At 35.8% G+C, this 23,843-nt stretch carries 23 protein-coding genes and 1 pseudogene; 23 read left to right on the plus strand and 1 reads right to left on the minus strand.

The annotated features are described in order from the left end of the window. Window positions 1–20: 20 nt before the first annotated feature. Window positions 21–350 carry a stress response translation initiation inhibitor YciH gene (yciH, locus tag FPK91_RS19680; RefSeq protein WP_144214611.1) on the minus strand — a complete coding sequence of 110 codons (330 nt, stop codon included), beginning with the start codon at window positions 348–350 and terminating at the stop codon, window positions 21–23. A gap of 285 nt (window positions 351–635) precedes the next feature. Between yciH and FPK91_RS19685 the strand changes: the two genes are divergently transcribed. From FPK91_RS19685 to rfbD, 23 genes and pseudogenes are all read left to right on the plus strand, one after another. Continuing rightward, on the plus strand, window positions 636–1,199 hold the full coding sequence (locus FPK91_RS19685) for a DUF4136 domain-containing protein (RefSeq protein WP_144213616.1): 564 nt from the start codon (window positions 636–638) through the stop codon (window positions 1,197–1,199). A 731-nt stretch (window positions 1,200–1,930) separates the two neighbouring features. After that, entirely contained in the window at window positions 1,931–4,666 is a 2,736-nt protein-coding gene (locus FPK91_RS19690; RefSeq protein WP_405127325.1) for an SLBB domain-containing protein, read from the plus strand. 223 nt (window positions 4,667–4,889) lie between these two features. Then, window positions 4,890–5,312: a type II secretion system major pseudopilin GspG gene (gspG, locus tag FPK91_RS19695; protein ID WP_144213618.1), complete on the plus strand. Its 423-nt coding sequence runs from the start codon at window positions 4,890–4,892 to the stop codon at window positions 5,310–5,312. After that, window positions 5,309–6,967 carry a GspE/PulE family protein gene (locus tag FPK91_RS19700; RefSeq protein ID WP_144213620.1) on the plus strand — a complete coding sequence of 553 codons (1,659 nt, stop codon included), beginning with the start codon at window positions 5,309–5,311 and terminating at the stop codon, window positions 6,965–6,967. Before gspG ends, FPK91_RS19700 begins: the two co-directional genes overlap by 4 nt. Continuing rightward, on the plus strand, window positions 6,967–8,163 hold the full coding sequence (locus FPK91_RS19705) for a type II secretion system F family protein (RefSeq protein ID WP_144213622.1): 1,197 nt from the start codon (window positions 6,967–6,969) through the stop codon (window positions 8,161–8,163). Before FPK91_RS19700 ends, FPK91_RS19705 begins: the two co-directional genes overlap by 1 nt. After that, a pseudogene (locus FPK91_RS21285) lies at window positions 8,164–8,229 on the plus strand (prepilin-type N-terminal cleavage/methylation domain-containing protein); the annotation flags it as partial. It lies immediately after the preceding gene. Between the two features lie 15 nt (window positions 8,230–8,244). Continuing rightward, complete coding sequence (locus FPK91_RS19710; protein WP_264371772.1) at window positions 8,245–8,565, plus strand: hypothetical protein; 321 nt, start codon at window positions 8,245–8,247, stop codon at window positions 8,563–8,565. Then, entirely contained in the window at window positions 8,562–8,987 is a 426-nt protein-coding gene (locus FPK91_RS19715) for a PulJ/GspJ family protein (protein ID WP_144213626.1), read from the plus strand. Before FPK91_RS19710 ends, FPK91_RS19715 begins: the two co-directional genes overlap by 4 nt. Then, the gene (locus FPK91_RS19720) at window positions 8,972–9,673 is read left to right on the plus strand and encodes a PilW family protein (protein WP_144213628.1); all 702 of its coding nucleotides are present in this window, start codon (window positions 8,972–8,974) and stop codon (window positions 9,671–9,673) included. Before FPK91_RS19715 ends, FPK91_RS19720 begins: the two co-directional genes overlap by 16 nt. Further along, the gene (locus tag FPK91_RS19725) at window positions 9,663–10,526 is read left to right on the plus strand and encodes a hypothetical protein (protein WP_144213630.1); all 864 of its coding nucleotides are present in this window, start codon (window positions 9,663–9,665) and stop codon (window positions 10,524–10,526) included. The genes FPK91_RS19720 and FPK91_RS19725 overlap by 11 nt, the downstream gene beginning before the upstream one ends. A 78-nt stretch (window positions 10,527–10,604) precedes the next feature. Next, window positions 10,605–11,699 carry a hypothetical protein gene (locus FPK91_RS19730; protein WP_144213632.1) on the plus strand — a complete coding sequence of 365 codons (1,095 nt, stop codon included), beginning with the start codon at window positions 10,605–10,607 and terminating at the stop codon, window positions 11,697–11,699. Further along, on the plus strand, window positions 11,699–12,286 hold the full coding sequence (locus FPK91_RS19735; protein WP_144213634.1) for a hypothetical protein: 588 nt from the start codon (window positions 11,699–11,701) through the stop codon (window positions 12,284–12,286). Before FPK91_RS19730 ends, FPK91_RS19735 begins: the two co-directional genes overlap by 1 nt. Then, on the plus strand, window positions 12,273–12,818 hold the full coding sequence (locus FPK91_RS19740) for a hypothetical protein (RefSeq protein ID WP_144213636.1): 546 nt from the start codon (window positions 12,273–12,275) through the stop codon (window positions 12,816–12,818). Before FPK91_RS19735 ends, FPK91_RS19740 begins: the two co-directional genes overlap by 14 nt. After that, window positions 12,815–14,992 carry a secretin N-terminal domain-containing protein gene (locus FPK91_RS19745; RefSeq protein ID WP_144213638.1) on the plus strand — a complete coding sequence of 726 codons (2,178 nt, stop codon included), beginning with the start codon at window positions 12,815–12,817 and terminating at the stop codon, window positions 14,990–14,992. Before FPK91_RS19740 ends, FPK91_RS19745 begins: the two co-directional genes overlap by 4 nt. 516 nt (window positions 14,993–15,508) lie before the next feature. Then, window positions 15,509–16,912, plus strand: a complete 1,404-nt coding sequence (locus tag FPK91_RS19750; RefSeq protein ID WP_144213640.1) for a hypothetical protein — start codon at window positions 15,509–15,511, stop codon at window positions 16,910–16,912. 77 nt (window positions 16,913–16,989) lie between these two features. Next, the gene (locus FPK91_RS19755) at window positions 16,990–18,762 is read left to right on the plus strand and encodes a tetratricopeptide repeat protein (RefSeq protein WP_144213642.1); all 1,773 of its coding nucleotides are present in this window, start codon (window positions 16,990–16,992) and stop codon (window positions 18,760–18,762) included. A 118-nt stretch (window positions 18,763–18,880) separates the two neighbouring features. Then, window positions 18,881–19,594, plus strand: coding sequence for a glycosyltransferase family 2 protein (locus FPK91_RS19760; RefSeq protein WP_144213644.1), 714 nt, complete (start codon window positions 18,881–18,883; stop codon window positions 19,592–19,594). Next, the gene (locus tag FPK91_RS19765; protein WP_144213646.1) at window positions 19,587–19,955 is read left to right on the plus strand and encodes a DUF2304 domain-containing protein; all 369 of its coding nucleotides are present in this window, start codon (window positions 19,587–19,589) and stop codon (window positions 19,953–19,955) included. Before FPK91_RS19760 ends, FPK91_RS19765 begins: the two co-directional genes overlap by 8 nt. Continuing rightward, complete coding sequence (locus tag FPK91_RS19770) at window positions 19,956–20,729, plus strand: ABC transporter permease (RefSeq protein ID WP_144213648.1); 774 nt, start codon at window positions 19,956–19,958, stop codon at window positions 20,727–20,729. It abuts the gene before it with no gap. Window positions 20,730–20,782: 53 nt separating this feature from the next. Beyond that, window positions 20,783–21,439, plus strand: coding sequence for an ABC transporter ATP-binding protein (locus FPK91_RS19775; RefSeq protein ID WP_405127375.1), 657 nt, complete (start codon window positions 20,783–20,785; stop codon window positions 21,437–21,439). Window position 21,440: 1 nt separating this feature from the next. Continuing rightward, on the plus strand, window positions 21,441–22,322 hold the full coding sequence (rfbA, locus tag FPK91_RS19780; protein WP_144213652.1) for a glucose-1-phosphate thymidylyltransferase RfbA: 882 nt from the start codon (window positions 21,441–21,443) through the stop codon (window positions 22,320–22,322). 41 nt (window positions 22,323–22,363) lie between these two features. Continuing rightward, window positions 22,364–22,918, plus strand: a complete 555-nt coding sequence (rfbC, locus tag FPK91_RS19785) for a dTDP-4-dehydrorhamnose 3,5-epimerase (RefSeq protein WP_144213654.1) — start codon at window positions 22,364–22,366, stop codon at window positions 22,916–22,918. A gap of 7 nt (window positions 22,919–22,925) precedes the next feature. Beyond that, complete coding sequence (gene rfbD / locus FPK91_RS19790; RefSeq protein WP_144214615.1) at window positions 22,926–23,813, plus strand: dTDP-4-dehydrorhamnose reductase; 888 nt, start codon at window positions 22,926–22,928, stop codon at window positions 23,811–23,813. Window positions 23,814–23,843 lie beyond the last annotated feature (30 nt).

Genomic DNA, 23,843 nt, shown 5'->3' on the forward strand with positions numbered 1-23,843 from the left:
TATGTAGTCAGAGGCAATGGTTAACCACCTGCTAATTTTACTGTGTAATTCATTTTTTCTAACAATAACTTAATTTTTTCGCGGTCATCAGTCTGCACTTCTATAGCGAAATCTTTTACAGTCCCACCACATCCGCATTGCTTTTTAAGCTTTTGCGCTAATACTTTTAACTCTTTTTCATTAAGCCCAAGCCCTTTTAAAACGCTTACGCCTTTGCCTTTACGGCCTTTGCTGTCTTTATGTATTCTAACAATACCATCACCTTCGGGGATTTCAGCAGTCGCCTTTGGTTGATCAATTTTGCCACCATCGGTGCTGTATACTAAAGAAACATTAGGATCGATTCGCATAGAAATAGTCATATTTATCAAAAATTGGAAGTATAAACAGTTTAGCAAACTAACTCTATTGGCTAAAGGGAACAGGGGTAACAAGATAAAAATACTCTTTTTGCTTATATTACTGATTCTTGAGTTAGATGATGCTTTTAGTTAGAGGATGAATAAACACAGCTAGTTACTATAAATAGTTGATGATTAGAGGTTTGCTATGTAAGCTATTTATTAACCTACTTAAATCTTTAGATTTACTATTTTAAATAGAAACAGCCTGTTGGCTTGTTATTCGGAGTTATTATGAAAAAGTTATTCGTGGCCGTTGCAGTTATAGCATTAAGTGCCTGTAGCTCGTTAAAAACCAATAGTGATTACGATCCTGCTGTTTCGTTTGATCAATATAAAACCTATTCATGGGTAGAAAAGAAAAACGAAGATACAAGTTATCACTTAGATGGTCTGATGGATCAACGTGTTAGAGAGGCTGTTAATTCTCAACTTGGTATGAAAGGTTTATCTAAAGCACCTGTTGCTGAGGCAGACCTGCTAGTTAATTACTTAACCAAAGTAGACAAAAAAATTAATGTCGATACTTTCAATACTAGCTATGGCTACTATCCATACTATGGCCGCCGTGGCGGTTGGGGTGGAGCTGGTATGAACACTCAAACCACAGTGCGTGAATATGAAGTGGGTACGCTGATTATTGATTTAGTGGATAACAAAACCGGTAATCTAGTATGGCGCGGCAGTGTGGCTGACACTATCCGTAATAAAAATACCCCCGAAGAGCGGGTTCAAATAGTGAACGACGCAATTTCAAAAGTAATGGTTAACTTTCCACCAAAGCCTGAAGTAAAGTAGCTTTAAATTTAAATGATAAAAATCAGTATCTTGATAGATACTGATTTTGTTTTTTTTATTTAACCGCTATTTTAATGAAAAAGTTTTTGAATTAATTTCTTCATATTTTTCCAATATCTCTATTTTCAACCGCTAAAATTTATTGTTTTAAAAACCTTTCACTTACTCTCTTAGCTTTGTTAAAATTAACAGCCTTGGGTTTAGGTTGTTCTGGCATTTGAGAACGGTTCATTAGTCGGTTTTTAATTTATTATTTCGCAAGCAGTTTATGAATGTAAATCTGACTAAAAATCAGTCTTTGAAAGACTTGCATCTTGGTGTGATTTTTTATTTTTCACTTTAACTAAGGGTGTTTACAACATTAATTTAATTTAATTTTCAATAGAGACTTTTGCTGGCTAGTAATTTCATAAATTATGTTAAATTAGGCTATAGATAGTTTTTTTATGCTATAAGAACTGCGGTTGATTTTTGAACTAAACTGATTCGGAACTTGTCAAGGTTTTTATAGTTTTTATAAGTGGATCAATGTGATAGTCATTTGAAGTAGACGTAGTGTTGAAGTGATTGTGAGCTTTAGTGACAACAACCTAGAGTCAATCATTGTAGTTAAAACTGCTTCTAAATGTCATTGCCGCTCAATTTGAACTGCATTTGCACTTTAAAAATAATTTTGAAGTATTGAACAATACAGATAAATGATAATTTAAGATTTTATTCGGAGATTCAAGGTGTTACAACATATAAAACAAATCGCATTGGTAGTTTTTTGTACTGCATTATTTATAAGCTTGCCAATTCAAGCTGTAACTCCTTCACCTCAAATGATAGAACAATTTAAATCTTTATCACCATCAGAGCAAGGACGGCTTGCGAAGCAATATGGAATAGATCCAGCTCAACTGGTTGGAACTGCGAATGAAACTAGTCAATTACCTGATGAAACTTCAATGGAAGAAAGACAAGTAACAGGAAAAGAAAATCAGAGAAATGAATTAGATTTTGAAGAAGCTAATCATGATGAATTAAGCTATTTTGGTTATGACATATTTTCTGGAGAGCCTACAACGTTTACTCCTATAACTGACTTACCAGTACCTAATGACTACATGGTAGGGCCAGGAGATACTATCAATGTACAGTTATACGGAAAAGAAAATCGTGAATATACTTTAACGATTGGACGTGATGGAAATATTCAATTTCCTGAACTTGGTCCCATATCAGTTGTGGGGCTAACATTTACAGAGTTAAGAGAATATTTAGGTGAACGAATAAAAAAACAAATGATTGGTATTGAATCCAATATCACATTAGGTGAATTACGTTCAATTCGAATTTTTATAGCAGGGGACGCATATAAGCCTGGTTCGTATACAGTTTCAAGTTTATCTACTATAACTCAGGCGCTATTTGTTAGTGGCGGTGTCAATGAAATTGGTAGTCTTCGAAACATTCAAGTCAGGCGAAACAGTAAATTAGTCGGGACTTTTGATTTATACGACTTATTACTAAAAGGAGATGCATCAAAAGACATAAACCTTCGTTCTGGAGATGTAGTGTTTATTCCTTCTGTTGGAGGTCGAGTAAGTATTAATGGTGAAATAAGACGCCCTGCTATTTATGAAATCAGAAACAATGAAAGTATAGATGATGTAGTAAAAATGGCTGCCGGTGTTAACCCTGGGGCTTACCCAAAGCGGAGTAGCATTGAGCGTTATAATGCAAATGGTCTAAAAACAATAATTAATTTAGATCTGACATCAGTTAAAGCAAAGAGTGAAATAGCCAAAGCTGGTGATTTTATAAAAGTTAAAAGTGCTTCAACGCAATATGAAGATGCGATAACACTTGTGGGAGCTGTCGTCAGACCTGGTAAATATCAGTGGTTTCAAGGGCAAAAAGTGGATGACCTATTGCCAAGTGTTTGGGGTGACTTAGCCATTTCTGCTGACTTAAGTTATGCATTAATTATACGTGATATTAATGAGTCAGGTAAAATAGAAGTATTACAATTCTCTCCAGGAAAAGCCATTTCACAACAAGATCCGACACACAATTTTATATTATCTCCAAGAGATAAAATTATTATATTTAATTTCGATGATTCTTCTGTGAGTCGCTACGAATTAAATAAATTAGTTAAAATGCGTACTAACAAAATTAAATCTATAAGTGGTAACTCTCTGATTGGTTCAGACCTATTTAAAGCTGGCTTTAAATCTATGAGTGTTAACAATCAAAACTCACTTATCAAACATGGTTCTATTGGTGGCGTAGTCATACCTGGTTCAAAAGATGATTTAGATGAACAAGAGCAACTAATTAGCAATGAAGTTAGTAAAATGCTATCAAATTTGTTTGAAGATAAAGATCTAATCAAATTTAGTGGGTCTATGAGTCGTGAAGAGCTACTCTTCCCAATAGTTAGTAAGTTGTCTCAGCAAACAGGTCCATATGAAAAAGTTAGAGTCTTAGCTGTTTCTGGAAAAGTAAAAACCCCAGGGATTTATCCATTACCAGTTAATGGAACAGTTAGTGATTTAGTTATTGCTTCGGGTGGGTTAGTCGAAGGTGCGTATACAAATAGAGCTGAATTAACTAGAACAAATAATACTGACTCTTTATCAGAACTTGAACATCTTCATGTAAACCTTGCAAATGCAATGAGTCAATCACCATTGGATAATATCGCTTTGCAGGGGAGAGATATGTTGGTCGTATTGACCACTCCTGAGTGGCAAGAGAGAAAATCAATTGAAATTCGTGGTGAAGTAAAATTTCCAGGTTTATACAATATACGTCGCGGTGAATCTTTAGCTGATGTTATGGAGCGTGCGGGTGGTTTGACGGACTTTGCATTTCCTACAGCGGCTGTATTTGTGAGAGATTCAATAAAAAAACAAGAACAGCTAGAAATCAAAAAATTAGCAGATCAACTAAGAAGAGATATTGCTAGTCGAGGCATTTCAAAAGACGGTACTTTAATTAATTATGCTGATGCTCAGCTCATGCTGGCTGATTTAGAAACGCTTCAAGCTTCAGGGCGCTTGGTTGTTGATATAAATGCCATCCTGGTCGGTATAGAAGAAGCGGATATTCAACTTGAAGATAGAGATGTGTTATATGTCCCAACTTTGAATCAAATTGTGTCAGTTATGGGTGAAGTTCAGTATCCTGCCAGTCACAGATTTAAAGAAGGTTTAACCCTTGACCAATATTTATCTATGTCAGGCGGTTCAAGGGAACGAGGTGATATAGATAGAACTTATATTATTAAAGCTGATGGCTCAGTGTCGTTGCCAAAACAGAACTTCTGGTTCAACAGTAATGAATCGCTTAATGCAGGTGACACGATTATTGTTCCATTAGACACTGAGTACAAAGATAACTTAACTCTTTGGACACAGGTCACTCAGATTATTTATAATACAGCAGTGGCATTTGCTACGGTTGCTAACTTATAGGTTAACTGAACAGAAGATTTGTAGAACTTATAAATAAGATACAAATTTTATCTAGACTTATTTTTAATTTTAAGACTGTGTTAATTTATAGTTTTTTAAAGTTAGAATGCGCTATATCCCGCTTTAAAGTAAGCTTTCAATGTAAATAAAAAGTAACTTATTGGAGGTTGCTTTTTATTATTTTGCAAAGGTTTTTATGTTATCAAAGTATTTTGGAGAATATATGTTTTTAGTTAGAAAAGTGAAAAGGGAGAGTCGAGAATCTGGATTCACCCTGATTGAGCTATTGATTGTGATTGTAATATTAGGTTTGTTAATGTCCTTAGTTGCTCCTACAATGTTTTCAAAAGTTGACTCTTCAAAAATAAAAACAGCTGAAGCTCAAATGCAAATGTTACAAACGTCGTTAGATACCTACAGATTAGATATTGGTAGCTATCCAGAATCACTTTCAGAATTGAGAACATCCAATAAACGTGGTTGGGATGGCCCTTATTTACCAAGAGAAGTGCCATTAGATCCTTGGGGTAATTCATATAATTACTCTAGAAGCTCTAACAGTGGTGAGCCTTTTTCTTTATCTTCTTATGGTCGAGACGGTCAAGAAGGCGGTGAAGGTGATGATGCGGATATTTTTCATAGATGAATAAATTGAAAACACTTTTATCAGAAGCGAATCTAAAAGATTCTGACATTGATAAAGCAGTGACTTATCAAAAAAAATATGGCGGTAGGTTAGAGCAGTTATTAGTAAATATGGGTGCTCTTTCTGAAGATGTTGTTATTGATATTTACTCTAAATTACTGGGAGTAAATATTTGTACACAAGAAGACACCGATTTAGCTATTTTAGAAACAGATTTATACTCATTAGATACAGACTTTTTAAAAGAAAGAAAGTGGTTTATCTTAACTGATGTTGAAAAGCTTTATTTTGTTACTAGTGCTCCATATGATATGGATGTGAGGCAATATTTACAGCAAAATAAAGTACTTTATTCAATATGTCTTGCACATGAACCAGAAATACAACAACTACAAAATCGAATCGATTCAGACTTTGATAATTTATCCAATGACATAAATGAATTAAGTGACTTAGAAGAAGATAAAATAAGGGAGCTTGCAAGTGAGGCTCCAGTCGTTAATTTACTTAACTCTTTGATTACAAGAGCTGTCAAATCTGGTGCTTCAGATATGCATTTAGAACCTTGGCAAGGAAGATACCGTGCTCGTTTCAGAATTGATGGCGTATTACATGAAGTCGAATCAATATCATCTAGACTTCAATTACCATTAGTTTCAAGACTTAAAATTTTATCTGGTATGGATATCGCTGAAAAACGGCGTCCACAAGATGGTAAAATTGAAATGCGTATAGCTAGTACAGATTTGGATATCCGAGTTTCTGCTTTACCGCTAAATGAATCAGAAAGTGTAGTGTTACGATTCCTTAGAAAAGATTCTGTTACTTATGATATGTCGGTTTTAGGGTTATCTGAAGATATTCAAGAATATATCAAAGAAGATTTATTGAATACTGCAGGAGTCATATTACTAACAGGTCCAACTGGTAGTGGTAAAACGACAAGTTTATATACTTTTTTAAATGAACTTAACACTCCAGAAGTAAAAATAATTACGCTGGAAGACCCTGTAGAGTACCAATTAGACGGTATTAATCAAGTTCAGGTCAGGCCAGAAATTGGATTTGATTTTTCGGCTGGCATAAGAAGTATAGTAAGGCAAGATCCCGATATTATAATGGTCGGAGAAATTCGAGATCAAGAAACAGCTAGAATTGCAATGCAATCGGCTCTAACGGGTCATCTAGTTTTTAGCACCGTACATACAAATGATGCTCCAAGTGCATACACCCGTTTAATGGACTTAGGTGTAGAGGAGTTCTTACTAAATGCTGCAATTGTATCGATTGTTGCACAGCGTCTTGCAAGAAAGTTATGTGTTCATTGTGCCAAGCCTCATACTGAACCAAAAAAATTAATTGATAAATATAATCTTGAAAAACTTGCCAAGAAAAATAATATAGATGAAATTCAACTATTTGAAGCTGTGGGTTGTGATTTATGTGGTGGCAGTGGATATAAAGGAAGAACTGCAGTAATAGAATATTTAAGGTGCGATGATGAACTCAAAATGATACCTAAAGATCAGGAGTTTGTTCTTAAAGCTAGAACACACAATAAATTAAAGGGTCGTAGGACTCTTATGGAAGATGGTTTTTATAAATCTATACGTGGGATTACTACAGTAGAAGAAATCATTAGGGTTGCAGGTTAATGGTTACTTATAAATATGTCGCTTACGATTCTCATGGTGCAAAGATTCAAGGCACCATAGAATCTGAAGATATAGAACATGCTAAAAAGGCATTAATATCTCAGCGTATAAAGCCTACCTCTATTGTCGCATTTAAACCTTCTGCTAATTTAAGTGATTTAAGTAAGCGATCTATTTCTTTAGAAGATATTGAGTTTGTGACTTCAGAGCTAGCTTTACTTCTTAAAAGCGGTGTTAGAATCGATCGTGCCGTGGGAATTTTAGCAAAAAATAAAAGTCGTGGGGCCTTATCGCAGCTGTTGATGCAGATCCATACGGATGTAAAAAGGGGAGAAACATTTGCATCAATATGCAGTAAGCATCCCAAAGTTTTTGATAACTTATATGTCAGCATGGTGAAATTGGGTGAAGCAAGTGGAACCTTAGATAAAGTATTCACTAAGTTATCACAGGACTTAAGGTTTAGACGTGATTTAAAGCGAAGCTTAATACAAGCTTTAACATATCCTACGGTCATATTTTTTGTTTGCGTAACTTGTATTTTGTTTGTTTTTAATTACATCGTTCCTCAAATGAGCGGATTATTTGATGGTATGAAAGATTTACCATTTTATACACAGTTATTATTAGATATTAGTAAATGGGTTCAGGACTACCAACTCTATGTTGCTGTCGCTCTTATCGCTTGCGTGATGGGTTTGTATTATCAAAGAGAGTCGGATAAGTCTAAGTTCGATCAAATTATCACCAAAGCACCAATTGTTCATAGGGTGATTGTAATGATTGAACGAATTAGATTCAATGCCGCTATGTCAATGATGTTAAATGCTGGCATCAGTGTAGATAAGGCTATTGAATTAGCTGCCGAGAGTGTAGGACATAGCGATATTAGAACTGGTTTACAAAGTGCAGGTAGTGCAATTAAGAAAGGTTCTGGTTTGACAGAGTCCTTGTCAAAAAGTGTGATATATCCTGACTTTTTTGTGTCATTACTAGAGGTTGGTGAAGAAAGTGGTCAATTAGCCCCAGTATTTGATGAGATAGCTGAACGTTCAAGGGATGATTTTCAGAGCTGGGCTACAAAGTTTACTTCCTTACTTGAACCTATATTAATTCTGGTAATGGGTGGCATTGTTGGCGGTGTAGTCGTTGTTATGTTACTGAGTATTGTATCAGTCAATGATATAAGCTTTTAAATGCTGACATATTCAAGAAAATCTCTGCTAGGTTTTACTCTAATCGAATTATTGGTCGTTCTGGTGATCATTGGTGTAGTTATGAGTTTAGCAGCTCCCCCTTTGGTTAGAACAATAGAGTCTTCTCAAGCTCGTAGTGAAGAGATAAGACTAGTTAGTCGACTAAAAGTTTACTCAGCTAAAGCTTTTGTAAACGAGAAAAATGTTGTGCTTTTATTTGATGGCAAAACTCTTAAAGTAAAATTATCTAACAAAATAGAAAATAGTTATCTGTTTGAACATATCAGTTTTCCTAAGCAACAAATAATATTTGGCCCTTTAGGGTTTGCTAATAAAGAGAAGCTGCTTTTACGAGCGGGTAAAAATGAACGCATTATCAGTATTAACGAAAAAGCATCATGAAATCGAGACAAAAAGGCTTTACACTTTTAGAGGTTTTATTAGCTTCATTTATATTGTTTATTGTTTTAGCGGGAATGACGATGGTTTATCGTGGGGCCTTGCTTTCTAGCCGAATTGCTGAGCGAAGTATCGATTCACATCAAATTGTTGGTTTTGCCACCGCAGACATAAAAAACCGTTTAAGTAGTGGAATCAACCTTACTGAATCAGAGGTCGCTGGAGCAGGACAAGTTAATGGCGTTAAATACTCTTGGACTGGCAAAAATATACTTGATAAGAAAGGTCAATCTATATTGAATCCTGATGGTGATTTCTCTGTACCTTCGACTAGGTACCAAAATTGGGAAATTCAATTAACCTTACAAATTAACAATTACCAAAAAACATTAAACTATAGGCTATTCAGATGGCAAGAAAAATAGTTTTAGGTTTTTCGCTAGTAGAATTGCTAGTGGCGCTTACTATAATGTCCCTAACCATGCTAGTTGGGAGTTATGCTTTTTCCACTTTTAGTAATAAATGGGGAGAAGATATTGGACGTTTTAATGAAACATTCTCCAAAGCAAAACAGACGACTTTATTACCACGTGTACTGCGTGGGGTTTTTCCTTACGTAGTTCAAAATGCAGATGGTAATGGGCGTATATATTTTGAAGGAAATAGTGATGGTTTTGTTGGTGTTGTGCAAAATGCAATGTATGACACATCTACTCCTGCAGTAATCCGTTTTTCGGTAAATCAAGAATCAAATTTTACATATTCGTTACTTTACGAAGAATGGTTAATGAATGAAAGAGTATTTACAAGTTTAGAGCAAGATTTTGAATTTAATCATGGCTTTACTGTAATGGATAATTATTCTGACATTCAATTTGAATATTTCGGTTGGTATTCTAATGAAGTAAAGGGCAGGGTGGCAACCCCCCCAATAGGTATAGAGGATCGAGGCTGGTATAAAGATTATAATAGTCTTGAAAAAGGAATGCTTCCTGAAAAAATAAAAATTAATCTAATTAATGGACCTAACCTTATAAGCTGGGAGTTCAATTTAGTAGATCAGCATCCAAGATGGTTACTTTGGAGTGATAGGACCAATCATGATATTTAAGCAAAGAGGTATTGCCCTTTTACAGGCTTTGTTAATCACGTTAGTTATTACTGTTATGGCGATAGGTTTTTCATATAATGCTAGAGATCAGGTTGAAATAGCCAGTGATTTTGTTTCTAGAATCGAAGCCGATTTAAAGTTAGATTCAGCTAAAGCTGAGATTATGTATTGGTTGAGTGTTGAAAATGTCTCGCGTTTCCCCTTAGCTTTATCATTACCTAAAGGTTTCAATCTTTATGGAAAACCTTTTACAATTGCTGAAGGCGTAAGTATAGAAATTCAAGATGTTGCTGGGTTATATCCAGTCAATTTGTTCAATCGAACAACTGATACTCGTTGGTTAAATGCAATTGGATTGTCTAATAGTTTAGTTGAGAAAGCGGCTTCTGAGTTGACCAAACATAAAAAACAAATTTCCAATAAAAACGGCTGGGCTAATAACAATGATGTGAAGCGAAATCTTCAATTTCTTAAACATGAATTCAAATTATTAGGTGTACCAGCTGATATTGCTGATATTATGGCTTCAACTGCGACTATCTACCCTACAACATATTTAAACCCGTTAACGATGCCTGATAAATTGTTACCTCTGCTCTTTGAACCCGAAGCTGTGACCGGAATATTAGAGCAAAGAGAAAAGGGAGAGCTAACAGCTTCAAACTTGAGGCAAGTAACAGGCATTTATGATTATGATAATTTTTTCTTTGATATTCAAACTTATCCAATGGGCATTTATAAAGTTAACATACACTCTGTTGTCAATCAGATTGAAGTAACAAGAACGTTGGATTTAATGTTGCAGCCTAGGGTGAAACCATTTGTGTTTTTATTGCAAGAGCGAAATATATGATTTCTATACCTTCACTAAATAGTAAATTATAGTGCTGTGTAGAAAAAATTTTAAATTAAATGTTTTACGGTATGAAAATTGAAATTTAATATTATAAATAAAGCACTTAACCGAGTCGCTTACGTTACAGACCGAGTAAATACAATTGTTTTTAATGAAACTACTCCCGAAGGTTTGCTCACTACTCAAGGGTACAACAAACCGTGGTTTGTCATACTTGGTCGGCAGCATTATAGTGAAAGTCATCACGTTTATCCTATTCCAGATGAACGTGAAGCTCTGAAAGCTGCAAAATTTGAACTAAAGATTTCTGGTTCAACACAATTTTTTAACGCATATCGTCTTGATGAACAGAGCTACTCTGTGACAGTTTGGACCATTAATGAAGCAATATTAGACTCTTTGTGTAAGAACGCATTATTTATAATTCCGGAGTCTTTCCTCTTCGCACAAGATGGCTTATTGGTCACTGTGGAATTAGAAAATAACTGTCAAGTCTTTATATCACAAAGTCGTAAAGGCCCTGTTTCTTATATTGTTGATGATTTTATCGAAGATACCGAGTCTTTCTGCCAGCTAGCTGAGATTGCATTACCCTCAGAAAGTAAATTGGTAAACAAAAGTTCATTTCCAAAAGATTTATTACATTTTTCAAAATCTGCTTTACCAAGCTCATTTTATCGTTTTTTTGTGGGTTCCAGTGTAGTTAAAAGTACCGTTGTGATCCCTTATAAAGCGATGCTGCTATCTTTTTGTAGTATTATTTTTCTGTATAACATTTTGCTAAGTAGTTTTCTTTCCTGGCGTGAGTCAAGTGTAGTCAACGAGTTTGAAGAAAAGAAAGTGCAAGTAGAACAAGTGCTGGACTCTCAAAACAAATTAGCGAATCAAGTTGAATTAAATCGGATTTTATCTTCACAAATTAAAATCGACGACACACCGTGGCGAGCGCTTGAGGTTATTGGCAGTCTTGTTAATGCTGAAATGCAAATTACTAACATCTCTTTCAGGGCTGGGGAATATCGAGTTACTGGCGTTGCAGAGAAGGCTACGACTATTTTAAGTTTAGTTAATTCTAATAAATCAGTTTATGAAGCTAGCTTTTCAGGACCAATCAGAGAGTCTCGTTCTGGGGAACGCTTTGGGATTAACTTTAAAACTAAGGCATACTAATGAACCCACTTTTAAATAAGAAAAACCTACTAATAACAGTTGGTTTTCTTGTATTTTTGAAATTTGGCGCTGTACCTGTTTGGGATTGGCAAACGAGTAAAATTTCAGAAATACAACAATTAAAAAGTAGATTAGATCGCGCCGAATCTCTATTTGAGCAAGGGTCTAAATTTGAAGATGTACTCCAACAAGCTACTGAAATTAATAAACAGCGCTTAGAGTCCATAAATGTAACTAATAATTTAGCCAACTTAAAATTAGCAAAAATGGAAGAACTAGATCAATTGTTATCGTCATATAATGTTAGAGTGACCAGCTCTTCATGGATGGCTGATACCGGTGTGGATTTAATCATTTTGAATTTAAAAGTTGGGGTTAGAGGAACGACTAAAGATGTTTTAAGAGCAGTTTTAGGAATCCGTCAAATGCAAACTGCAACAGCAATCGATGACCTTTCTTTTCGCATTGTTAAGATGAAAGATGATAGTTTAGGGGATGCGGGGGGCAGCATCGTTGTAAGCTTTTATGTTCTTGGTCCAGAAATGGCTGAAAAGTATGGGGTGGAATTAAAAGATGCTGTTGAGTAATCGATGGGTTCAAGGTGCAGTAATTAGCGCGATGTTATTGAGTATTATTGATTTAAGTCAACGATATAATTTAAATACAAAAGATTCTGATGACAGGGTACTTGAAACAATAGACCAATCTAAGGTTTTCTCTCCATTTGAAAATGAAAAAGTGGAAAAGATTTTTTCTAATTTTCAGAAGTATGACCAACCTTTGGTCGTTAAATCAGATAAAACCAAGGTTGTAAATGCAAAACCAAATCCACGCTTGGGCAAAGAGTTTCAAGATAACCAACGAGGTAGTTTGTCTACTTTATTTATCGGAGATTACTCATATAAACCCATAGGTGTTTTTGATTATGATTCAAAATTTGCATTGCTAGAACAACGTCACATGAAGAATAAAAAAACGAAAAGAATAAAAGTTGTTAAAGGCCAGGCGATTGGTAAGTATAAAGTTAGTACAATTCAATTAAATGAAATAAATATCGAAGCAGATGATAGGAAGATAACTCTTCGATTATTCGACATTAAACAAAAAGCGAAAAAATGATGAAAAAGCGGATATTAACCATAAACTCGACCAAAAAAATTATTTCAGTTTGTATTCTTGCAGCGTTGAGTGGTTGTGCATCTACAGATGAACCAGTACAGGGGTCATTAGAGGACCCAAGATTCAGGGTTCCAGATTCTTATTTAGAAGGAAGTACTCCTGAACAGGCTGAAAGTGATACAGCTGAGCAATCAGATAAAAACTTTAATAATGATAAACCGCTAGTAGAACCTTTAAAATCACTACCTGCAAATCAAATTAAATTTGCAGGTAGCGAACAATTAGCTAATGCTTTTTCATCTAAGCAAATGGTTAGAGTTTCCGCTGAAGATATGAAGTTACAAGATTTTATTCATTATGCTTTTGGTCAATTGCTAGGCGTGAATTATGTCGTAGACGAAACAATAAAGTCTGATTCTGCTCCAGTGACTCTTAGCATAGCTGAGCCGGTTTCTAAAAAAAGACTTTTCGAGTTAGCAACGACTTTACTTGAGCAACGTGAAGGCCAGATCATTTTTGAAAATGATATTTACTTCTTACAAAAGCTACCAGCTGGTTCAGCTAAAAAGGTAACTACAGGTATCGGTCGAACGCCTGATTCAGTGCCATATACCAAAGGCGAAGTCCTACAAGTTGTGCCATTACTCTATGGAGTAAAAATTTCTATAGAACGAACACTTAATCAAATTATAGATGCTCGAATAACAGCAGACTATGAGCAAAGTACGATCTTTGTTAGTGGTAGTCGAACTGAAGTCATTAGGGCACTTGAACTTGTTAATTTACTTGATGCTCCCGCAAATCGCGGTAAAAACATAGGGCTTATTAACTTAACCTTTATTGAGATTAGTGACTTTATTGAAGATATAACAGCACTATTAGAAAATGAAGGTGTACCCATCTCAGCTGTTAAGCCCGATAATAAAAATGCAGTTTTAGTCCCTATTTCACAAATTGGTGCGGTTGCTGCTTTTACCTCTGACGAAATAATACTAAATAGAATTCGTTATTGGGCACAAATATTAGATAAACCGAAAGCAGGGTCAGGTTTTAGGTATTATACCTATCAGCCACAATATGCTAGAGCATCTGACATAGGGGAAAGTTTATCGTCTTTATTAGGCGCTAAGGCTAGCACTGATACGGCTGCCGCTCAGCAAAGAGAGTCGAGCTCTAGCTCTTCAACAAGTAACATTCGCAAGGTGTCTGAAAGTACGGGGAAAGCACCAACTGCTAGTAAGTCTAAAATCGGCGCGAGTAGTGACAAAATGAGTTTCGTTGTTGATGAACGTTCCAATCAATTAATATTTTATACGACAGGCACAGAATATCAGAACATCATGCCGCTGATTGACCAACTTGATATTTTACCTAAACAGGTAATGTTAGATATTATTATTGCAGAAGTTAAATTAGAGGGGACTTTTCAATATGGGGTTGAATGGGCTTTAAGTCAGGGTGATTTATCCCTTGGTGGCAAGTTAGGTTCTGGAGGGGATAGTTTTAAATTAGCTCTAGAGGGTGTCAATGGCTCCTTGGGCGTTGATTTTTTTAAGAAGAACCAATTTGTAAATGTATTATCAAACCCTTCATTGTTAGTGCGCGATGGTGTTTCAGCAAGCATTGTAGTTGGTGATGATATTTCTATCATTGGTGAAACAACAGATGACCCAACTGGTGGAAATGGTTCACAAACTACAGCTTCAGCTTACCGAAAAACCGGTATAGATGTGTCTGTTACACCTACAGTGAATGCACAAGGTGTTGTGATAATGGAAATTACACAATCAATATCAAGTGCGACTGAAGCAAGTGGCACCGGTGGCAATCCAAATATATCAGAAAGAAGGCTTCAAACTGAAGTCGTTGCCGATAGTGGGTCTACTATCATTCTCGGTGGATTGATAAGTGAAAATATAGATCAACAAAGTGATGAAACGCCATGGGCTGCCGATATTCCATTTATTGGAAATTTGTTTAAAGGGCAAAAAGAAGTTACAAGCCGTGTTGAATTAGTCATGTTGGTTACCCCACGTGTTGTAGAGCGATCAGATAAATGGGGAGAAATAAAGAATAGCTTTGCGAAAGGGTTCCAAAATTTAGTAATTCCTGGCTCGACGCAAGCAAGTGACATAGATATGAAAAATTCACCTTTAGAAACAGTTGTGGATTAATTGTAAGATTTAATTGTTAGTCATCTTTAAATTAACGGGATCTTACAAATTCTGTCAAAAATTTGTCTTATTAGCGAGTGTTTCTCTCAAGCTAGTGAGTAAATATTGAACCATTTTGATAAATATCATCTTTTGGTGTTTTGGTGTTTGCAAATAAGACAACAAATTACTATTATCCCCGAGGATGATGCTTTTATCATATTGTGTTCCAGTAATTAACGAATAGCTAATTTAAGTTTGTTAATTACTAATTAAGTTAACATTTGTCTATTTTTGGTCATAACGTAACAAAACAGTACTAATAATGAACAATTATTAATTATTATTAAATAATGTTGAAAAAAACCGAGATTAGAGCTAGTCAAGTGTTGACATGATCTACGTGGTATTTTAGAGTTCAACGTGGGTGCGGAAATAATTCGCATCTTACTCTTTTTAGGATAAAAAAAGTAAATGCGGAACAACAGCAAGCGACGCTTGTATTTCGTTCCCAATTTCATGAAATTGGAGATAAGAATGTCTTTTAAAAAAACTACGCTGGCACTTGCGCTAGCTTCCGTATGTAGTGCAGCTCTTGCTACACCTACTGTTACTGTGCCAAATAGCACTTTCTCTAAGCAAGGTTTAGAGTTAAAGACTGGTACTGTAAATGGCGCTACTGTTGAGATTGCACATGGTGCTGCTCTACAGGTTGGTGACCGTATGTTGGTTGAGCTAAGTGGCAACACTCAAGTTACATGGCCTGCTTCTGTTGACATGGATTCAGTAATTCCTTCTGGAACTACTGGCGCAACAGCTACAGGTGTTTGGGGTCTTTTAGATAGCACTGACACTACTGCTACTTACCGTCTTACTAACTTAGATACAGGTTCTGATCAGTTAAACACTATCGGTTCTATCACTTCTTTCACTGGTTACGAAGTTGATGTTGTTGACATTCTTGCTGGTGGCGTAGATTTCTCAGTTGACTTCCAACTTGTTGACGGTACTAACGTCGATGGTAATAAAGTTACTGAGCCTGTTGCTACTTCAGAAGATCAATTCGGTGGTTCTACTATCGATTCGACTGGTCGCGCATCACAAGTTGTTGATATCGAGCAAGAGCGTAAAGCTTTCGTTTCAGGTACAACTGATGTAGTAACTATCACTGCTGCTGTAGAAACTCCAGGTATCGCTTGGGCTGCTTCTACAACTACTGCTGACCCAGAAGTTGCTACTGTAGAAAACCAAGTATTCGTACTGAAAGGTGATTTTACAAACAATTCAGTTATTGCAAACAATGATAGTCTTAATACTGTTGTTGCAACTGACAAAATGTCTGCAACTTATACTTACAATGCAGCAGGTACTTTAACTACTTCAGCTCAGTTTGTTATTACTCCAAACGGTACTGGTACTCTTAAAGCACCACAAAGCTTTACTGCTGACGTTAACTACGAGTTCTATAACGCTCCTATTGCTGGTTCTGTCTTAAATGATGGTATTTTAGCAACTGATGTTCTAGGTGTGTTTGACGCTGGTTCTAACCTTAATGCTGGTGAGTGGACTCTGAACGGTTCTATCGTTCACGTTCCTTACATGCCTTACGGTGCTAACATTAGCCAAATCGTATATGTTGATAACCGTGGTTCTCAAGACGGTTCAATCTTCATCGATTGGTATGATGAAGCTGGTATGGGTGGAACTTGTGACCTTACTGCTGACTACGGCGTAACTGCTACAGCTGGTACTGTTACTAAGTTTACTGCCGAGCTTAAAGAATGTATCCTTGGCGATTCAGCTTCTGATGATAAGTTAAAAGTTGCATTTACTGTAACTGTTAACTCTCCTGAAGATGACATCACAGTATACTCTGCTTACAATGTTAACGGTTCTGACCGTGGCATGGTAAACAACAGCCAATACAAAGGTATTAAGTAATTAATCCTTAGTATTTGTTAATAAAAGGCGACTTAGGTCGCCTTTTTTTTTATTTCAATTTCTTGTCGGAGTCAAAAGTGGTACTAAATAAAACGAGCTTATATTGCTTTTTATTGCTTTTAGGGCTTAGTTTTATTTGTTACTACCCTGCATTAAATGCCCCATTTTACCTTGATGATTTTGGCTCGATCACAGGGAATGCTAAATTATCTTCTATCGAAGTCGCTGACCTTTTACAAAGCTACGGGTTACGATTTGTTGGCTATTTTTCTTTTGCATTAAATACGGTATACGTAGGCGCTGAACCGCTACATTTTCGTTTAATTAATATTCTAATACATGTTTTTGTTAGTTTTTCGATTTATACTTTTATTAAATTGTTGTTTGTGGCCAATGCAAATAAAGTTAAACTTAACGATAGTTTAAAATACAGGCAACTTACTGCTGTCACTTACCAGTTTTGGATACCATTGTTCTTAGCTTGTTTATATTTAATGCATCCATTGAATACACAAGCAGTCACTTATATTGTTCAACGTTTAGCTTCTTTAGTTACATTGTTTTATATTTTTGCCTGTGTTGCTTACTTAATTGCTAGGTTGTCAACAACCAAGACAACAAGGTATTTTGCAACTGTGGTCTGTATAGTTTGTGGAATGTTGGCTATGCTAACTAAGCAAAATGCTGCAACTCTACCTTTAGTTATTTTGCTATTGGAATGTTTTTTCTTTGCAAATAAGAGTTTTAAAAAGCTACTTATTTTATTGTCAGTTAGTTTTGTCGCCATTTTAGGTGCTACTTACTTATTCAATCCTTTCCCTTCCTTTTTTTCCGCTGTTGATAGTGCAACTAAAGAGACGACGTTAATTAGTCGTGCAGAATATTTCTCTACACAATTAATCATATTGTGGGATTATATTTTAAAGTTTTTTATACCTACCGGATTGCAGCTTAATTATGCCAATATCATTAATAAGGGCATAACTTCTCAGGTAACCATTGCTGCTATTGTTGGTCATGTAGCCGCTATTTTATTTGCGGTATTAGTTAAAAAAAATAATCCATTGATAGCGCTAGGTATCCTTTTTTATTACATCACTCATATTATAGAATCTAGTATTATTCCTATTACCGACGTGGGGTTTGAACATCGTACATATTTACCAAATGTTGGCCTTGTGATCATACTCGCAGGGATCTTATCAAGCTTGGTGTTAGAAAAAATAAATAAAATTCAAATTCTGGCGAGCTTAATAATATTAGGGGTTTTAGGATACTTAACTCTGGAACGAAATGTTTTATGGGCCGATAAATTAGCGTTTGCTAAAAATGAAGTATCAATAGCCCCTGATTCAATTAGAGCACATACAATGCTGGCCTCTGTTTATGTTAATGATAACAAACCGGTTGAAGCATTGGCTGAATATGAAGCAGCAATAAACTTAAGTGCTACAAGAAACCAAGTTAGTTTTGACCTACTTAGAGATTATATAAGAGTGTTATATACCTTAGGCCAATATGAATCAGCAGGCCCATTAACAACCCTAGTGATGAAATACACTAATGGACATAGAAGAAAAGATAGGAGCGAGATTATGGCTTTGATTGCAGTTAGTCATATTCAAGCTGGTCGTCTTGGATTTGCTAAAGGCTTATTAAATCAATCTTTACGTTTAGACCCTAAAAATGGTTTTGCGACCTACCAACTAGGTTCAGTGCTTTGGAAAATGGGTGAGCAAGAAAAAGCAATGAAGTTATTAGAAGAATTTGCGGTCATTAAAGAAGAAGATAAAGTGATATTACAGCTTTATCAACAAATGCAGAGTTTGAAGCAAGTAAATACGCAATAACCAGTTAAGAGTATGTTAATTGCTCTAATCATTTATTATGCACACTTATCTTGTTAACTTGCTATAATATCCGAACTTTAAATAAGAATAATTATCTGATTGTATGATGGGGATATTAATGAGGCAAGCTGTTGTTATTCCTGCTTTTAATGAAGAAAAAACTATAAGTAAAGTGATAAGTTCCTTACAGAGACTAAACGCTTTTGACATCATTGTGGTCGATGATGGTAGTACTGATAAAACGCGTGAAGAAGTAAAAAAATTTCCCAAGGTGACTTTATTATCTTTAACAGTAAATTTAGGTGCTTGGAAAGCAATGCAAACTGGCATTCGATATTGCCATAGCCTTGGATATAAAAGGGTTATTACTTTTGATGCAGATGGGCAGCACTTGCCTGCTACTTTGACTATGTTAATTGAGCATCAAACTAAAACAAATTGTGATGTAGTCGTTGGCTCTTGCACTCAGCGAGGGAGTTTAGCCCGCCACATTGCTTGGCGATTTTTTCGGCTGTTATCAGGCATTAAGATATTTGATATAACTTCGGGATTGAGAGTTTATAACGCTGAAGCTATAGACGTTCTAAGTGGAAAAGAGGCGACATTACTCGAGTACCAGGACGTTGGTGTGCTTTTAATGCTTAAAAATCACGGTTTGACTTTTACAGAATTAAAAGTACCTATGAAACCTAGGGAAGATGGTATCTCAAGAATTTTTCATTCTTGGTGGGCCGTTGCTTATTATATGGCCCACACAAGTTTACTATGTATAAGTAAAATAAAAAAACAACATAATCTAATTTTAATGAATAAACAAAAATATAATGCATAATTACCAACTCTTCACCGCAGTCATAGCAATTATCTTTTTTGCTACTGCTTTCCTTCTTGTAAGGAGAGACACAATCTTGCCTGGTTCAGCGCTTAGATGGACATTTTTGTCTATTTTAATTCTAATCCTAGGCTTATTTCCTCAGTTATCGGATTATGCTGCTAAATTGCTTGGTATAGGTTACCCGCCTATTCTGCCAGTTCTTTTTGCTTGCATGATTTTGCTATTGAAAGCCTTGTTAAGCGATATTCGAAGCACAAAAGATAGGGTGAAGCTTGAAAGGCTGGTTCAAAAGGTCTCAATATTAGAACAAGCCATTGAAAAAAATCAACAAGCAGCCGAAGTTAAGGAAAAAAGTTAAATGTCCTTTTTCCAATATTTGCCACTGATTCATCTGATGGCAAGAATGAAATTAAAGTCGAAGGCGAATACGTTAGTATTAAGCTATATCTGGTGGATTCTTGAGCCCTTACTATTTGTGCTGATGTTTTATTTTGTCTTTAAGTTTTTACTGCATAGAGGGCGTGAGGATTTTTTAATTTTCCTTATCATCGGGAAAATTCCTTTCCTATGGTTTTCAAAAAGTGTCACTTCTGCCGCAAATTCCTTAATTGAAAATAGAGGACTCATTAATCAGCGCGCCATTCCTAAATTTGTATTTCCAATGGTAAACATAAATGAAGTTGCCTATCAGCAGTTCGTGACTTTTGGTGTCCTGTTACTTTTTGTCGTCTTAAGTGGTTACAGCCACTTTGGACTCTGGTGGCAGATAGTGCCTCTGATTGTATTACAGTATTTGCTTATTTGTGGTGTTAGTAGCTGTTTTGCGTTATTTGTGACTTATCTACCTGACTTTAGGCTAATTTTGCAAATGTTTATGATGGGATTAATGTTTTGTTCAGGGATATTTTGGAGTATTGGAGATATTGCTGACCCACAATTACAGAAAGCAATATTACTGTTCAATCCTTTAGCAGTAATCATAGATGGCTACAGGCAAGTGTTAATGCATGGGCAAATATTACATTGGTTAGCTTTTATGCCCGCGTTACTGATATCGGTAATCCTTAATGTTATTGGTTTTGGTGCGCTTAAAAAGTTTGATGGCGTTTTGACTAGACGGGTGTTTATGTAATGTCAGATGTTATTTTAAAAGCTGATTCACTATCACTAGAATACAAAAGTAGAATTGGTTTTTTACAACAATTTAATTATAAAGCGGTAGATAACGTCAGTTTCGACATTAAGCGTGGCGAGGTCTTTGGCATACTAGGCCGAAATGGTTCAGGAAAATCCTCTTTACTTAAGGTGCTTGCAGGAACATTGTTGCCAGACAGTGGTAACTTGACTTGTGGCAAAGAGATATCTCGTTCGTTATTAGCTTTAGGTTTAGGGTTTAATAATAATCTGAGTGGGCGTGATAATGCATTGATTAGCTGTATGCTTAATGGTTATACCAAAAAAGAATCTATAGTGCTTGCTGATGAAGTGGGCGAGTTTGCTGAGTTAGGTGATTTTTTTGATCAACCAGTAAAAACCTATTCATCAGGGATGAGAAGTCGACTAGGATTTGCCTCAGCAATTATTGCTAAGGTAGATATCTTGCTTATTGATGAAACATTAAGCGTTGGTGATAATGCCTTTAAACAAAAAGCAGAGAATGCTTTGCTCAATAAGATATCTGGTGAACAAACGGTCATTTTTGTATCTCATAGTATCCAGCAAATCAACAAATTATGCAGTCGTTGCCTTTGGTTAGAAAAAGGTAAAACCATGGCTTTGGGGCCGACTAAAGAAGTGATGGCTAAGTATTTAGAAAATAAACAGGAAGAAGTGAAGATTTAATATGAATAGAAAAGGAATTATATTGGCCGGTGGGTCAGGTACTCGATTATATCCCCTAACCAAAGTTGTCAGTAAACAACTTATGCCTGTTTATGATAAACCAATGATTTATTATCCAATATCCACGCTGATGAATGCAGGAATTAAAGAGATATTAATTATTGCAACACCAGATGAGTTACCTCGTTTTCAAGCCTTATTAGGTGATGGTAAAGATTGGGGCATAAGTTTTGATTATGTAGCTCAACCGTCTCCAGACGGACTCGCTCAAGCCTTTATACTAGCTGAACAGTTTTTAAATGGTGCTAGTGCAGCATTAGTACTAGGTGATAATTTATTTTATGGCCATGAGTTATCGCACTCGTTACAGCACGCGAGTCAGCAATCAATTGGAGCAACAGTATTTGGTTATCATGTATCAAATCCAACAGCTTACGGCGTTGTAGAATTTAACTCAGAAGGGAAAGTTGTTTCAATTGAAGAGAAGCCTGAACATCCTAAATCAAATTATGCAGTTCCAGGTTTATACTTTTTTGATAATAATGTCGTGGCATTTGCTAAAGAAGTTAAACCATCGGTAAGAGGCGAACTAGAAATAACAGATGTGATTGAGCGCTACCTTATTAATGGTAATCTTAATGTTGAACTTATGGGGCGTGGTACAGCTTGGCTTGATACTGGCACCCATGATAGCTTGCTGCAGGCTGCACAGTTTATTGAAACCATAGAAAAACGACAAGGTCTAAAGGTGAACTGCCCTGAAGAAATTGCATACCGAATGGGTTACATCTCTGAGGAGCAATTACGGGACTTAGCCATGCCGTTAAAAAAATCGGGTTATGGCCAATATTTGCTAAACATGCTTGAACAGAAAGTATTCTAATAACTCAGTACAAATAACGTATAAAAGTGTAGATACATAATATGAAATTTATTGAAACCAATATACCTGATGTAAAGATTATCGAGCCTGCTGTATTTGGTGATGACCGTGGTTTTTTCATGGAGACGTTCCGCACCGAGCTATTTAATCAACACTGCGGTGAGCGAGTCTTTGTACAAGAAAATCACAGTAAATCATCCAATGGAATATTACGTGGCTTACATTATCAAACAGAAAATACTCAAGGTAAGTTAGTGCGAGTGACGAGTGGTGAAGTGTTTGATGTTGCCGTTGATATGCGCAGTGATTCAAAAACCTTTGGCAAATGGGTTGGGGTAATATTATCAGCCGAGAATAAACGTCAATTATGGGTACCAGAAGGTTTTGCTCACGGCTTTTTTGTCACCTCTGACTCAGCTGAATTTGTATATAAATGTACCGATATTTATAACCCATCAGCTGAAGTATCCATTAAATGGGATGATCCATCTCTCGCAATTAATTGGCCATTAGAAAACCACAAAAACCCATTATTATCTGAAAAAGATGAATTGGGTTTAGCTTTCTCTAACGCTCCCACATTGACAGGTTTTTAGTATGCCAATTAAAGTATTGATAACAGGTAGGGGGGGGCAGTTAGCAAGTGAGTTAGCGAACACTGCACCTAATAATATTAAAGTTTTTTCTTTAGACTCAAAAGACTTAGACATCACTGATATTGCCAAAATTAATAAGGTTGTATCGGAAGTAAATCCCGATATTATTATTAATGCAGCTGCCTATACTGCAGTAGATAAGGCTGAGTCAGAAAAAGAATTGGCCTATTCTGTTAATGCAATAGGTACCGAAAACCTTGCTAAAGTTTGCTCTGTTAACAACATTGGTTTGATTCATATTTCTACAGATTTTGTGTTTAACGGCAATGCATGTCAGCCTTATTTACCAACAGATGAAACGGCACCCATCAGTGTTTATGGAGACACAAAGTTACAAGGTGAGCATAAATTACTATCAGTTATGCCCTTCAATGCCATTATTATTAGAACCGCATGGGTCTACTCTAAATTTGGTAATAACTTTGTAAAAACAATGCTTCGTTTAATGCAAGAGCGCGACAAGCTCAATATTGTTTATGATCAAATTGGCACACCAACCTGGGCTGATGGTTTGGCCAGAATGATTTGGGGCCTCATCGAAAACAGATTTATTACCAAGCCTATACAGCAAACAGCGACGAATATTTTACATTGGACTGACGCTGGGGTGACTTCATGGTACGACTTTGCTGTAGCCATTCAAGAGCTTGCTTTTGAACAAGGCATACTTAAAAATAAAATACCCATAAGACCAATATTGGCTAGTGAGTACCCAACGCCTGCCAAGCGACCAAACTATAGTGTATTAGATAAAACTGAGGCAGAAAGACAGTCGAAAATCAATACTATACATTGGCAGAAGCAATTGAAAAATATGCTTAAATCAAATTTGTAATGTCATAATTAAAAATTTATTCAAATTAAT

This window comes from Shewanella donghaensis (assembly GCF_007567505.1).
Lineage (GTDB): Bacteria > Pseudomonadota > Gammaproteobacteria > Enterobacterales > Shewanellaceae > Shewanella > Shewanella donghaensis.